The sequence below is a fragment of the Carnobacterium inhibens subsp. inhibens DSM 13024 genome, from assembly GCF_000746825.1.
Taxonomy (GTDB): domain Bacteria; phylum Bacillota; class Bacilli; order Lactobacillales; family Carnobacteriaceae; genus Carnobacterium_B; species Carnobacterium_B inhibens.
On the sequence record NZ_JQIV01000006.1, the window covers coordinates 1,396,833 to 1,410,149 of the forward strand.

The following is a 13,317-nucleotide window of genomic DNA, read 5'->3' on the forward strand; positions in this document are numbered from 1 at the left end:
CTAGAAATCGTACTGCTTAAATTTTTTGTTGCATCTTTTTATGTAACTATTTATAGTTTATGCAGTAGTTCATTGCTTAACCATCGATTAGCTCCTTAGCTATAATACTATGATATGAAAATTATATCAACCTGAAATTATACCATATGTGCTAATTACGAAAAAATAAACACCATATATTGTGGTTGCGCATTCAAAACATCCTATAGACTAAAAAATAGACAAGCCTTAGGAATTTTCCTACTGACTTGTCTATTCTATTTACTTCTTAACTAACTAGGTTAAGGCATGGTTGGTATACTGCCTGTATCTCCTTCACTTGGTTTTTGCATGTCACCATTTGGTTGCATGTTCTTGTCACCAGGCTGTTGCATTCCGCCCCCCATTTGTCCTGTTGTAGTGCCCACTGTTGTTGATACTGATTCAATTGGAACTTCAAAAATTTCATCATTAATGGATAAAGTGTATGTTTCATCTACTGCTAAATCAGCAGAGCTGAACTGTACAGAAGTGAAACTTTTATCTGCTGTCCATGATAAGAGAACTGTACCGTCTGCATCGCTTAATTCAATTTTGCTACCCGCTTCATAAGTTGTTTCAAATCCATAAAAAACACTTACTTGACTAGAACTGTCTGCAAAAGTTACTGCCATTCCAGAGCTTCCAGCAGCCATTAACGTTCCGCCAGTTATCACAGCCTCTCCATTTGAATCAATTGTTCCGTTACCATCATTTTCTGGTCCGCTAACAGTCGTCACCCCTCCAGAAATTTCAATCGTTCCGTTTGAATCTAATCCATCACCACTGCTGTTCACTGTCAATGTACCACCAGAAATGACCAATGTATTTTCACTGTAGCTGCCAGATTCACCCGGTCCGGCTGCTTGTTCAGTTGTTGTTGAAGTCCCACCAGATACATTTACTCCGTCATCACTAGCTACAACGTTTATTTCTCCATTACTGATTGTAATCGCCTTACCTTCGATTCCTTCATAACTTTCTGTAATAGCAACACTCGAACCACTTAATTGCAAATCATTATCAGCATGTAAGCCATCGTCTCCGGCAATTAATGTGAGCGATCCTCCTGCAAGTGTCAGATTTCCATCAGTATGCACTGTATCATCAGCCGCATCAATTGCAATCGTGCCATCATTAATAATCAACTCGCCGGCTGCTTTCAATCCTTTGGTACTGGTTGAACTGATCTCATCGCTATCCGCATTTTCTTCTTCATCTGCTGCTTGAGCAAAGAAATCCATCCCTTCTTGTGTTTTTGCTACTGCATTGGCACTCCCGCCACCTGCTGTAATGTCAAATGTTCCGCCATCAATTTGAAGTAGCGTTTCAGCTTGAATACCGTCTTGCTCTGCATCAATAGTAAAGTTACCTCCGGCTATATAGACAAAACCTTTGCCTTCTTCATCTGCATTATCGGACTGAATACTATCTGTTCCGGTTTCAAGAGTAAACGTTCCATCTTTGATTTTCACTGCATCTTTTCCTGAAAGTCCTTGGCCTGCTGCAGTAATATTATACGTACCACTTACGACGATTAATTCATCTTTTGATACGATTCCGTGATTCGTATTCGCATGTATCGTTAAACTACCAGAGCCGTTAAATGCCAAATCAGCTTTACTAAAAATTGTTCCATCAATACTAGTCGCATCGGCATCCGTATCAAGTGTTGCTGTACTTCCAGCTTTATCAGTCAATGTATTTTCTGATCCTTCTGCCAATGTCACAAAGACTTTATCAGCTTCTTCGATCAATAAAGGAGCACTTGTTGAGGAGGTAATATCTACTCCGTCAAAGATCAAATGAACTTCTTCAGTATTCGGGGCCGTTACTTTGATTTGACCATCTGAAAGAGTTCCGCTGATCAAATATGTTCCACCAGTTGTAATTGTAACAACATTACCATCAACCGTTGCTCCTTCTCCGCTGCTTGTGTTCTGATTGTCAGCCAATTGGATAGTAGTAGAATCAGCCTCGTCATATCCGACTTCAAGATCATCGGAACTAAATTCTAAATCATAATCTACTGTACTTTCTACAGTGCCAGACTCAGTTGCTGTAGCAGAATCTGCACTTTGACTAGTGCCAGAAGCGGTTGATTGGCATCCGGCTAACATCACCAAAACAGCTAGTGATAAAAATGGTGTGATCTTCGTCTTTTTTTTCATTAGAGTTCTTCCTTTCCAGCTAACGAGCGTCCACAGATAATTTCTAAATTTCCATTTCTGCAACGCAATGCGTCGATTAATTGTTTTTCCTGATTTTGATCTTTCAATTCGATCGTATATTCAATCCGAAACAGACTGCCCATATTGGTAGTCTTTACTCTTATCATCTGATAACTGGACAAGTATTGTTCGAAGATATCATCAAAAACAGCGCTATAATCTAGATTTTCTGGAATTGTTATTTTTAACAACCGAACCCGTTCACCCATTTCGCCAAAGCTGGAAAGATTTAATCCAACCATTGCGCCGCAAATAATCAAGGCAAATACTACAGCAAATCCAATATACCCCATTCCGGTTGCCAGCCCAACGGCCATTGCCAGAAAGATGCTGCTGATTTCCTTAGCTGAACCTGGTACAGAACGGAAACGAACTAAACTAAATGCCCCCATTACTGCAACACCGGCTCCAACATTTCCATTGACCAGCATGATCACCATTTGTACCATAGCTGGTAATAGAAATAGAGTCATGACGAAACCTTTAGAAAATTGATTTCTATACATATAGGTCCATGCTATAAATCCTCCTAAAACCAAACTTGACACCGTACAAAGTAGAAAACTCGTGATTGAAAACGCAGATGTACTTTCCATATATAAACTATTAAACAACTCACTCATGCACTATAAACCTCTCTTTCTCTTGCTTCCATTATTGGTTCTTCTTGTTTTTTCAAATAATCTTTATACCCATTTGCATATTTCGAAAATTTTGCTGGGTAAATTTGTTGCTCGGATAAGATACGAGCAAGCCATACAGGCATTGCCCCGCAAATTTTTATTTCCATCAATAAGTGATTTTCCGGTAAAATCGGCTCTCCATAAGATCCAGATGACAAAGAAAGATCATGCGTGCGGTATAAAATTTCTTGATCAAATGTAATCCGGACATCGTTATCCAATTTCCCAATATAAGCTAGTCTTTTATAAGACAAATACATGGTTGGTTTTAAGTCTGGATAAAAAGAAAGAATTGACTCAAATTCATGTACCTTTTGATCATTGTTGATCGATTCCAGCTCATTTTGATGAGCTAAAAATCTTTCAGCATTTTTCAATTGCATCTTTGTTCTTCTTTTATAGACGATTCCATCAAATTTTTTCTTGATCTCCACATAGACTGAATCTTTTTTAGTTGGAATACCATAACTACGCAATCGAACTTTTTCTTTGTAGAGCGGTTTACTCATTGAATGCCGTATCAAATACCAACTTGGGGTATCATAGTAAATATTTGTAATCAAATGCTTGCCGTATTGATCCAGCTCCATATACGGTCTAAGCTCTATAAGCAATTTATTCCATTGATCATACGTAATTAAATACTTTGTTTCCTTTCGTTCAAAAACACTTTGATAGTTAGTCATATTTATTACCTCCTTACTCGATGGATACAATATAAAACTTGAACCTTAATTGAACCTTAAGTCTAAAATTTTAAAAGCAGATCTGTATGTCAGAAGCAACGCTAAGGCAACTAAAGAAATTCATCTGCTCTTCATGATAAAGATCTTAAAAAATATTGAATCGATGACATAAAAAGAAGAATGGCCCAATTTTCTTGAAGAAAATTGAGCCATTCTTTATTAAAGTTAGAGCTGGTACTTTTTATTGTATCAGCTCCCTTTTATTCGTATTCCTGATCGACAGACAAGCAGGCTGACATAATAAATCAGCTTACATCATGTTTTCCTGACTCTGATGCTTCTTCTGTCAGGTTCTGTCAACTCCTTCAGACAGACACTTCCCATCTGTTTTAATGACTTCTTTGAACCATTCATAACTTTTCTTCGGAACTCTTTTCATGTCTTTCAGATCATGGTTATCCCGGTTCACATACACTAATCCATAACGTTTACGCATGTCTCCTTGTGAACTCAAAATATCGATCAAGCCCCATCCAAGATAGCCCATTACTTCTACTCCGTCGATGTACATAGCATCATACATGGCTAATAAATGTTTCTTATGATAGTCGATGCGATAGTCATCTTCTATTAGATTCGTTCCATCCCACTCTTCTTTCACTCCAATACCATTTTCAATTGGAAAGACGGGTAACTGATAGCGCTGGTACAATTTGTTTAACACATCTCGGAATCCAAGTGGATCAATCTGCCAGTTCCATTCCGTAGTATCTAAATGTGGATTGTCTAATCTACCGTAATCCATATACTCATTTGGAATGGTTCCCGCTGGAATCTTTTCAGCACTGATGGTTGACGAAGCATAATAACTAAAACTTATAAAATCATTCTTCTGATTTTGAATTGTTTCTAATTCTCCAGGCAATATGTTCATATCAATTTCATTTTTCTTCACAAATTGCATCATTTCTTTTGAATACGTTCCTTTTGTATAAGCGTCAAGTAACGTATAGTTTACAAATTCATCCCATTTTCTAGCTGCTAGAATATCTTCAGGTTTACAAGTAGCTGGATAAACTTCACTGTAAGCCAGCATTCCACCAATCTGAGCATCCGTTGTTTCGTGAAGATAATTGGCAATTTCAGCATGTGCCACCATAACATTGTGTAAAATTTGATATAATTCGTTTGCCGTCTTTTCTCCCTGTAAATATCCACTGATTCTAAATGCTTCTGGTACATGATAGAGATTCTGCTCATTGAATACGATCCAGTACTTCACTTTATCCGCATAACGATCGACCATTTCTTTTCCGTATCTGACGAAGGCTTTCAGTACTTCTTTTGAAACTAACCCATTATATTCTTCTGCTAAATACAAAGGCATATCAAAATGATACAGACAGATCATCGGTTCGATACCTCTTTCAAGCAGACCGTCAATGAATCGATCATAATAAGCAATGCCTTCTTCATTCACTTCACCGTTACCGTTTTCAATCACTCGTGACCAAGAAATCTGGAACCGATACATATTCATGCCTAAGTCCTTGATGTGATCTAGATCTTGTTCAAACTGATGGTAATTATCATTCGCAAATTTCCAATCACTTGCATGTTCTGTTGCTTCTCTTACATCATAAACAGATGGGCTCTTACCACATTCGTCCCATCCTCCCTCAGTTTGCATGCTTGATACTGAGTTACCCCAGAAAAATTTAGTCATCGTCTAGTCTCCTCGTTTTAGATTTAAAATGTAATCGGTTTATACTCATACTCTAGCAAAGTTTTATTTTTATGTAAAGACCAGAATATATTACAACACGAATCATGTAAAGCCTTTCATTTGCAAAGTATTTTCTAAAAGATAGAAGCGATTATTTGGTCTGTCTGGTCATACTATGAACGGCACTTTTTTATCGAAAATGACGAAATAAAGATACCTAAACTGGACAAAGAAAAGACAAGTCTTCTGATTTATATCAGTGACTTGCCCAAATTTTTTATTTTAATGGCATTACAACTTCAAAAGCAATGGTTTCTTCATTCAACGGGCTAGCTTTGATTTGTCCATGGTAGCTTTCAACTATAGCAGCGGCCAATGACAATCCAATGCCATATCCACCAGCAGTGTGCCTTCTTGCTTGGTCTTCCCGGTAAAAACGATCAAATAGCCGATCAAAATTTTGTGGCATTTCACTAACAGTATTGGAAACAATCAATCTGATTTTATGTTGATGACTATCTAAACGGACTTGAATGGTTCCCGGTTCTCGAACATATTTATTCGCATTATCCATTAAAAGTGAACACAACTTGTTGATTGCCTCCATTTCTGCTTGGATAATGATATTGGGCTGGATATTTAATGAAACAGTAACATTTTTTTGTTCACCAATCAGAATGTATGGTTCGCATGTCTCACGTAAAACTTGCGAGAAATCAACGGATTCAATTTTAGGTTGATAGGTTTCTTCTTCCATCTGTGTTAACTGAAGCATGCTTTCCATTAAACCATTTAAACGGCGAATTTGTTTTCCTGTACTTTTGGTCCATTCAGTATCTCCGTTAAGCATTTGCTGAACGTCATTATTAGCTGAAATAATAGCCAGAGGCGTTTTAATTTCATGACCCATATCGGTAATAAATTGCTTTTGCCGGTCAATACTTTCTTGGACAGGTTTAACAATTTTTTTTGAAAAATAAAAAACCAGCAAAAAAATAAAAGCTAAACTAATTAATCCAATCGATAATGAGTTTTGCAAGAATGTTCGCATGGTCTGTAATTCTCGTTGACTATCAACGAAGAGCAACAAAAAGGTTCCATCCTCTTTCTCTACAACTTTATAACGAAAATCATCTAGATATCCTTTTGTTTTGTTAGAAGTTAAAGCTTCTTCCGCGTATATCTGGCCAGCTTCAGAATCAACCGACCGAATTCTTGTTGTATCAATTTGAATGATTTGTCGATTTGAATTAGTGATTACAGTAAAATAGCGGGTCTCAAAAGGAGTCTCTGCTGAAACCGCCTGATTTGGCGGAATACTCCCAGGCTCAGATCCTTTTCCTGAAAGTTCCTCATCCGGGAATTCCCCACCGTTTTCAGCCAAGATGTTCAAGATCTCATCTGCTCGTTCTGCTGCATGAAAGTAATTTGTGACATTCAGTGCTACTAAGACAACGAACATCACTAGAAAAACTACGGCCATCGTAACAAGAATAAATTTTTTTCTCAGCTTCTCAATCATTCAATAACCTCCAGCGAATAACCCACACCACGAGTAGCAACTATTTTGACATGAACATCCAGTTCTGCTAATTTTTTTCGCAAATTACTTAAATGCACCCATATACTGTTCATTTCGATATCCGCATCCCAACCCCAGATACGTTCGATCATTTGGTCGGCTGAAAAAATTTGTTTTGGATTTTCCATTAATAATTGCAAGATTTGACATTCTTTATTTGATAACTTTATCTCGTCTTGACCATTGCTGATACGCATAATATCTTTGTTCAATTCTAAATCTTCAAATGTTAAATTATTCGCTTGTAAGACCGTTTTCCGGCGTGTCATAGCCCGTATACGCGCTAGCAATTCTCCCATCGCAAATGGTTTGGTTAAATAATCATCTGCTCCTAGATCCAGCCCATCGATTCGATTCTCGACAGCGGACTTTGCGGTCAAGAGCAAGATCGGGGTCTGATTACCTTCACTTCGTAATTTTTCTAAAACTTCCATTCCAGAAAGTTTCGGCATCATGATATCAAGAATAACCCCATCATATTCAGCTAAAACAGCATACTCATATGCATCTTTTCCATCATGAACGCTATCGACAGTGTAGCCTTCACTTTCCAAAATCACTTGAATGGCACGAGCTAATTCTGCTTCATCCTCTGCTATCAACAACCTCATTATCCAGACCTCCTCAAACCTTCTTTTGATTAGCATATTCTACTCCGCTAAGATGCGCAAGAACATTTATTTTCAGTAACTTTTCTTAGCATCACTCTGTATCTGTTCTTTTATTTACGTTCATACATACCAAAAAGGGTGTAGATAAGCTTTAATCTGTTTTATTGTTTTAACGATTTTGCCACGACAACTATATCGCGGTACGATGCTTTTTTCTTGCTAACTATATCACACCGTGATATAGTTTAACTAACAAATACATCGAGGTGTGATATAGTAATGGATACTAAATTAAAGAAGTCTTATTTTCCAATGACTGAAACAGCATTCTATATTCTTTTATCTTTAGCTACACCTAGACACGGATATGCGATTATTGATCATGTTGAACAACTGACTAAAAAGCGAATTTCACTAGGTCCAGGAACCATTTACGGAACGTTATCAAAGATGAAAAAAGATGGTTTGATCGAACCAGTAAAAGAAGAGAACAATCGAAAGATCTATCAAATCACACGATTAGGAAAAGAAATTTTAGAGATTGAGAAAGCTCGAATCAAAGAACTTTATATGAATTCTAAGGGAGGGATATAATTATGGAGAAAAAAGTCTTTAAGTTTATTACAGTAGATCAATTAGAAAAAGAGCAAGAGTTTTTGCATGATATGGATTTAAAAGGTTGGCATTTTAAGTGTTACAAGAACTTAAGGTATCATTTTGAACAAACTCCTCCAGCGAATTATGTTTATCGGATCGACTACAAAGAAACACTAGAAGATCTAGATGAGTATCTAGCTATTTTTGAAGATGCAGGTTGGGAAGTGGTTTACTCTTATCCTATATTTCAAGGCAGTTGGATTTATTTTAGAAAACTTAGCACGACTGAATCTCGAGATCTTGAAATTTTTTCGGACAAGGATTCGATGGTTGATTTATTGAAAAAAGTAAGAACGCACTGGACTCGATTTGGAACAGCTATGTCACTTTTGTTGCTTTTTTTTACAATCTTAAATTTATTTGTCTCCAGGTCCCTTATTAGTGGTGTTATAACAGCTCTTTTTTTCTTTGTTATTGTAATTCTCTACGTAAAGCTTTTCATTAATCTAACTAAAAAAATCAAACAACTAGAGCAGAATTAAGATCTTTATTTGATTGTTTTTGAAGAATACGGTATCTCTTACGAGCAAATAAAATGTATTTCAGGTCGCAACCAATTGATTGCAACACATAATTCAAATTAAATATCAACCATCCCCTATCTCTTGATGATAGAATATAAGAGTATTTAAAATAGGCTAATGAAATGAGGTGCTTTACATGAACACAAATAATAGCGATAAACAAAACAGCCATCTTGATTTAACCGATCCAGATGTAAAAGAAATTTTTACCCTCTATAAAAATCACCAGGAAGTTCCTTATATTTCACCGAAACGCAACTTGAAAGAGTGGTTAGATTTGGTGAGTATCAGTTCCGAAAGCTTAGTCCCTAAACGAAACATGATGCGTTTTAAAGAAGACATCCTTCCTGGTCATCTTATTTTGTTATGGCGTATTCAGTTCGGCACGTTTACAACTAGCAGCGGATACCCTAAATATTTTGAATATGATTATGGCATCAATGCAGAACAAGCTCTTAAAGAAGTCATTGAAAAAGGGTACGCAAATCAGTTGTCGGCGATGGATTCTTTGCCCTACTTAAACGCTGCACAACTAAAAGCCGTCTTGAAACAATTTGGACTTAAAGGGTATTCCAAGTTGAATAAAGAAGGACTTATGGAACTGGCTCAAGCAGAGTTGACAGAAGACCAAATCAGTCCTTGTTTCACTATCAGAGGCTATAAAATCACCCCAGCTGGAACAGAGATCCTTGCTAACTATCCAGAAGTCGTTGATCGTCACCCTAAAAAGAAGTATTAATCTATTGTATAAAGAAGGCACTCTCAAACGAGAATGCCTTCTTTATACTTTATTTTTCATCTACTTCTTTTTGAACTTCTTTAACGGTCTGCTCTACTTCTGCTCGGGACATTTTTTTCTCCCCTTTTTTCATAGCTGCTAAACTTTTATGCGCAAAAGCAAGCGGCAAGCGACAAAACAGAATCGTACTTTTTTCATTAAGTGTCTCAATATAAGCATCCGCTTGTGCTAAATTCTCATCTGCATATGCAAACAATTGATCTCTTGACCAATCATCTGGAACAAAGCTGACACCACGTTCTTCTTTATCTTCTTTTTGGTTACGCAAAATGTTAACAATTTGAAGCCCACGACCAAACTCAATCGCAAGTTCTTCATTTGTTTCTTGGCCATAAGACCAGTTCCACAATTTAGAAAGGTAAACACCAACACAACCTGCAACATAGTAAGTATAGTCGTCTAAATCTTCTTTTGTATGTACTTGCCAATTTTCTTTTGCCCATTTTGCCATACCAAATGCCATTTCACTAGCTGTTTCCATCATTAATGAACGCGAACCTTCTGGACATGCTTGAATCCAATCGACTAAGCGAATAGACACTTCAGGTAATTGCTCTTTTACAGGAGCGATAATGTCGCAATACTCCTCTTGTGTAAATGGTCGTTTGAAGAGCTCGCTTAATTGCATTAAAAGATCAAATTTGGTCGTATTTTGAATACTCTCATGGTCTTCAATCTCATCTATTGCTCGTAAAACTAAGTAAGCAGATGCAACTGAATATTTTAAATCTGCTTTCAAAAAAGTAATAGGAATATAAAATGTTCGGCTAGTTTCTTTTAAAACTCGCATGGCATCTTTAGGGTATTTCTCTTTGTTCATTATTTCGCCGTCCTTTAAACTAAATTATCTCTATTATACAGAATATATCAAAAAGATTCATAATGCTACGGAACAAATTAAGAAAGAAATTAGAATTTTTTATGTTTTTATGTGTTATCCATAAAATTTTTGGATTTATCTGAATGTAATGCTACAATAACACTCTATTTATTGTTAACATTCAGTTAAATAAATTGGTTTTCTAAGGAATTTTTTTAATCTACGTATGAAGAAGTTCTCTGTATTAAAGAGTGTTATTTTACTTTATAATTCTTTCGTACTAAAATAAGGAATAAGTATACATCATAGAATAGGAGACTTCGAAATGACAGATGTGACATGGGAAGTTCTCAATATTATAGGTACAATAGCCTTTGCTATAAGTGGGGCTTTTATTGCCTTAGAAGCAAAATATGACATATTAGGAGTTTATATTTTAGGTTTTACAACGGCTTTCGGTGGAGGGCTTATCCGAAATTTGGTCATTGGGATTCCAGTTCAAAATATTTGGATGCAAAGTACTTTATTTAAGTTTGCATTCTTAACTATTACGATAGTTTTGATTCTACCGAGTATCTGGGGAGGCCTTTGGAAAAAAAGCATCGTGTTTTTTGATGCAATTGGTCTAGCCGCATTTGCTATTCAAGGCGCCAATTATGCCGTATCTATGGAAGTTCCCATAATTGCAGTCGTTCTTGCTGCTATTATGACTGGTACTGGTGGTGGAATATTACGAGATCTATTTGCTGGACGTAAACCGATGATTTTCTATTCAGAAGTTTACGCTTTATGGGCTGCCATTGCTGGTTTAATTATTGGTTTGGATTGGATAAGAGGTCCGTATGTCGTTATTATTTTATTTATTTCAATTGTCGTTTTAAGAATCTTATCAGCTTACTTTAATTGGAACCTTCCCCACTATTTCAATTTTAAAAAAGAAAGAGAATAGTTCTGTTTAAAAACATTTTATAAAGAGTATGCGAAACTAATAAACCTTTGGTAATGATGTTTAACTGTAAATTCTTAGAGTTTATACAGTATTATTAGTTTTTTATTGACAAAAACTTTCTTTCAAAAAAATATATTGACCCTAAAAAAATCAAGCTTTTTTCGGAGTAGTTCATTCTACTCCATTTTTTGTATTTTCAAATCTCTCACTGTTATTTAAGACCTTAAGGCAGATGTGTCTGCAAAGATATTTATTTATAATTCTCTATATTGACTTGGACTCACCCAGTTCAACTTTCCTTTCATTCGTTTAGTATTGTAATAGCCGATATACTGTTTTCGCCTCATTAAAACTCCGATAAACAGTTTCATAATAGTTTTCTTGTTTTAAAATACTAATTTTTTTTCCATAGGGGAACTATCCAAACAGTTTCCCTTGCGAGACATGCTTTGAAAAATGCCTTGTTTTTCAAGTTTGCGGGTATCTACTTTCATTTGATAATCCCATCCTTGTACTTGAGAACAAGCTTTCATATCACATTTTTTAGTTAAAAACCGATATTTCCCATCACCTGCTACATAAAATCGAACAATTTGCATTTTAATATACAGCTGTATTTTGACATAAAAATAACCCCTAAAAGTTAGTTTTTTCTAACTTTTAGGGGTCACTATCTGGACGGGCTTTTTAATTTTTATCCTATGACTGTCTTTTTTTGAAGATTTTTTTATTTTTCTTCCTTACTTCAGCGATTAAATTGCACAGGTTCCTCGAATCCGTCTACCAATGACCAAGTTTCGCTTAATTTGGTTTCTACAATTTTTTTTCCACTTCTGTAAGAGTAGCGGACCGGTACTTGTCTGCGGATGGCTTCATATTCATTCTCAGCCGGAAGAACGATAAAGTCAGCTGGCTTTCCTTCTTCAATGCCGTAACGTTCTTCAATGTGCAGCGTTTTTGCACTGTTAATCGTGATCAGATCCATGGCATTCATGATCTCTTCATAGCCTGTCAACTGTGTCGCATGCAGCCCCATCAACAGAACTTGCAGCATATTTCCTGTTCCTAACGGGTACCACGGGTCATAAATGTCGTCATGACCGAAACAAACCGTTAAATCGGCTTCCAACAATTCTTTAACACGTGTCAAGCCTCGTCGTTTCGGATACGTATCAAATCGCCCTTGTAGGTGCATGTTGACCAACGGATTGGAAACAAAACGAATATCAGATAGTTTCAATAGGCGGAATAATTTAGAGGTATACGCGTTGTTGTATGATCCCATTGCTGTTGTATGGCTGGCAGTTGTACGTGAGCCCATTCCTCTTTCGTAAGCTTCTTTTGCAACAACTTCCACAAAACGTGACTGTTCGTCATCAATCTCATCGCAATGGATATCAACTAGACGATCATATTTTTCAGCCAGATCAAAAGCAATTTTAAGCGATTCTACGCCATATTCTCTAGTGAATTCATAGTGCGGAATGCCGCCCACTACATCAGCTCCCATTTTCAAGGCTTCTTCCATCAGTTCTTTTCCATTTGGATAAGATAAGATGCCTTCTTGCGGGAATGCAACGAGTTGGATGTCGACATAGGGTGCCATTTCTTCTTTCACTTCCAGCATAGCTTTTAAGGCCGTCAAATTGGGATCCGTAACATCCACATGTGTACGTACGTACTGGATTCCTTGAGCAATCTGCCATTGCAGGGCTTTTTTTGCACGTGTTTTAACATCTTCATGTGTTAGAAAAGCCTTGCGTTCAGACCAACGCTGGATGCCTTCGAATAATGTTCCGCTTTGATTCCATTCCGGTTCGCCTGCTGTCAAAGTTGTATCTAAATGAATATGTGGTTCAATAAACGGCGGAAGCACCAGTGAACCGTTGACATTCAAAACATCATTTATTTTTTCTACAACCTCTAGTTGCGGTTCAATACGGGTAAACATTCCGTCTTCTATCGTGATTTGCCAAAGTCCTTTTTTTCCTTTTAGAGCTGCATTTTGAATAATCATATACTCCACACTTT

General features: G+C 36.6%; 13 protein-coding genes. 4 read left to right on the forward strand and 9 right to left on the reverse strand.

Annotated features, from left to right (window positions below):
- Positions 1–281 precede the first annotated feature (281 nt).
- From BR65_RS07820 to BR65_RS07845, 6 genes are all read right to left on the reverse strand, one after another.
- Positions 282–2,189 (reverse strand): carbohydrate-binding domain-containing protein, encoded by a 1,908-nt coding sequence (locus BR65_RS07820; protein ID WP_051932702.1) that lies wholly within the window; start codon positions 2,187–2,189, stop codon positions 282–284.
- On the reverse strand, positions 2,189–2,863 hold the full coding sequence (locus BR65_RS07825; protein WP_420867478.1) for a DUF4956 domain-containing protein: 675 nt from the start codon (positions 2,861–2,863) through the stop codon (positions 2,189–2,191). The genes BR65_RS07820 and BR65_RS07825 overlap by 1 nt, the downstream gene beginning before the upstream one ends.
- A gap of 5 nt (positions 2,864–2,868) precedes the next feature.
- A complete protein-coding gene (locus BR65_RS07830) occupies positions 2,869–3,618 on the reverse strand; it encodes a polyphosphate polymerase domain-containing protein (RefSeq protein ID WP_034537727.1) in 750 nt (249 codons plus the stop codon).
- A 346-nt stretch (positions 3,619–3,964) separates the two neighbouring features.
- Positions 3,965–5,344 carry a glycoside hydrolase family 1 protein gene (locus BR65_RS07835; protein WP_034537729.1) on the reverse strand — a complete coding sequence of 460 codons (1,380 nt, stop codon included), beginning with the start codon at positions 5,342–5,344 and terminating at the stop codon, positions 3,965–3,967.
- Between the two features lie 277 nt (positions 5,345–5,621).
- On the reverse strand, positions 5,622–6,866 hold the full coding sequence (locus tag BR65_RS07840) for a sensor histidine kinase (RefSeq protein ID WP_023179311.1): 1,245 nt from the start codon (positions 6,864–6,866) through the stop codon (positions 5,622–5,624).
- Complete coding sequence (locus BR65_RS07845; RefSeq protein ID WP_034537730.1) at positions 6,863–7,537, reverse strand: response regulator transcription factor; 675 nt, start codon at positions 7,535–7,537, stop codon at positions 6,863–6,865. Before BR65_RS07845 ends, BR65_RS07840 begins: the two co-directional genes overlap by 4 nt.
- A 279-nt stretch (positions 7,538–7,816) precedes the next feature.
- Here BR65_RS07845 and BR65_RS07850 point away from each other — a divergent pair, with 279 nt between their 5' ends.
- The 3 genes from BR65_RS07850 to BR65_RS07860 all read left to right on the forward strand — a co-directional run bounded on the left by BR65_RS07850 (position 7,817) and on the right by BR65_RS07860 (position 9,457).
- Positions 7,817–8,131, forward strand: a complete 315-nt coding sequence (locus BR65_RS07850; RefSeq protein ID WP_007725073.1) for a PadR family transcriptional regulator — start codon at positions 7,817–7,819, stop codon at positions 8,129–8,131.
- Positions 8,132–8,133: 2 nt separating this feature from the next.
- Positions 8,134–8,676, forward strand: a complete 543-nt coding sequence (locus tag BR65_RS07855; protein WP_034537732.1) for a DUF2812 domain-containing protein — start codon at positions 8,134–8,136, stop codon at positions 8,674–8,676.
- Between the two features lie 178 nt (positions 8,677–8,854).
- Positions 8,855–9,457, forward strand: coding sequence for a hypothetical protein (locus tag BR65_RS07860; protein ID WP_051932704.1), 603 nt, complete (start codon positions 8,855–8,857; stop codon positions 9,455–9,457).
- Between the two features lie 49 nt (positions 9,458–9,506).
- Here BR65_RS07860 and BR65_RS07865 read toward each other — a convergent pair whose 3' ends face one another.
- On the reverse strand, positions 9,507–10,337 hold the full coding sequence (locus BR65_RS07865) for a squalene/phytoene synthase family protein (protein ID WP_034537734.1): 831 nt from the start codon (positions 10,335–10,337) through the stop codon (positions 9,507–9,509).
- Between the two features lie 325 nt (positions 10,338–10,662).
- Between BR65_RS07865 and BR65_RS07870 the strand changes: the two genes are divergently transcribed.
- Positions 10,663–11,286 (forward strand): trimeric intracellular cation channel family protein, encoded by a 624-nt coding sequence (locus BR65_RS07870; RefSeq protein ID WP_007725081.1) that lies wholly within the window; start codon positions 10,663–10,665, stop codon positions 11,284–11,286.
- Positions 11,287–11,540: 254 nt separating this feature from the next.
- On the opposite strand, the gene BR65_RS14225 is transcribed toward BR65_RS07870, so the two are convergent.
- Positions 11,541–11,657: an IS3 family transposase gene (locus BR65_RS14225; protein ID WP_155860443.1), complete on the reverse strand. Its 117-nt coding sequence runs from the start codon at positions 11,655–11,657 to the stop codon at positions 11,541–11,543.
- A gap of 374 nt (positions 11,658–12,031) precedes the next feature.
- Complete coding sequence (locus tag BR65_RS07880) at positions 12,032–13,303, reverse strand: cytosine deaminase (protein ID WP_029278233.1); 1,272 nt, start codon at positions 13,301–13,303, stop codon at positions 12,032–12,034.
- Positions 13,304–13,317: the final 14 nt, after the last annotated feature.

Coding starts and splice junctions, on each gene's coding strand:
- BR65_RS07820 (WP_051932702.1), bottom strand. CDS start 2,189: ATGAAAAAAAAGACGAAGATCACACCATTTTTATCACTAGCTGTTTTG.
- BR65_RS07830 (WP_034537727.1), bottom strand. CDS start 3,618: ATGACTAACTATCAAAGTGTTTTTGAACGAAAGGAAACAAAGTATTTA.
- BR65_RS07835 (WP_034537729.1), bottom strand. CDS start 5,344: ATGACTAAATTTTTCTGGGGTAACTCAGTATCAAGCATGCAAACTGAG.
- BR65_RS07840 (WP_023179311.1), bottom strand. CDS start 6,866: ATGATTGAGAAGCTGAGAAAAAAATTTATTCTTGTTACGATGGCCGTA.
- BR65_RS07845 (WP_034537730.1), bottom strand. CDS start 7,537: ATGAGGTTGTTGATAGCAGAGGATGAAGCAGAATTAGCTCGTGCCATT.
- BR65_RS07850 (WP_007725073.1), top strand. CDS start 7,817: ATGGATACTAAATTAAAGAAGTCTTATTTTCCAATGACTGAAACAGCA.
- BR65_RS07855 (WP_034537732.1), top strand. CDS start 8,134: ATGGAGAAAAAAGTCTTTAAGTTTATTACAGTAGATCAATTAGAAAAA.
- BR65_RS07860 (WP_051932704.1), top strand. CDS start 8,855: ATGAACACAAATAATAGCGATAAACAAAACAGCCATCTTGATTTAACC.
- BR65_RS07865 (WP_034537734.1), bottom strand. CDS start 10,337: ATGAACAAAGAGAAATACCCTAAAGATGCCATGCGAGTTTTAAAAGAA.
- BR65_RS07870 (WP_007725081.1), top strand. CDS start 10,663: ATGACAGATGTGACATGGGAAGTTCTCAATATTATAGGTACAATAGCC.
- BR65_RS14225 (WP_155860443.1), bottom strand. CDS start 11,657: ATGAAACTGTTTATCGGAGTTTTAATGAGGCGAAAACAGTATATCGGC.
- BR65_RS07880 (WP_029278233.1), bottom strand. CDS start 13,303: ATGATTATTCAAAATGCAGCTCTAAAAGGAAAAAAAGGACTTTGGCAA.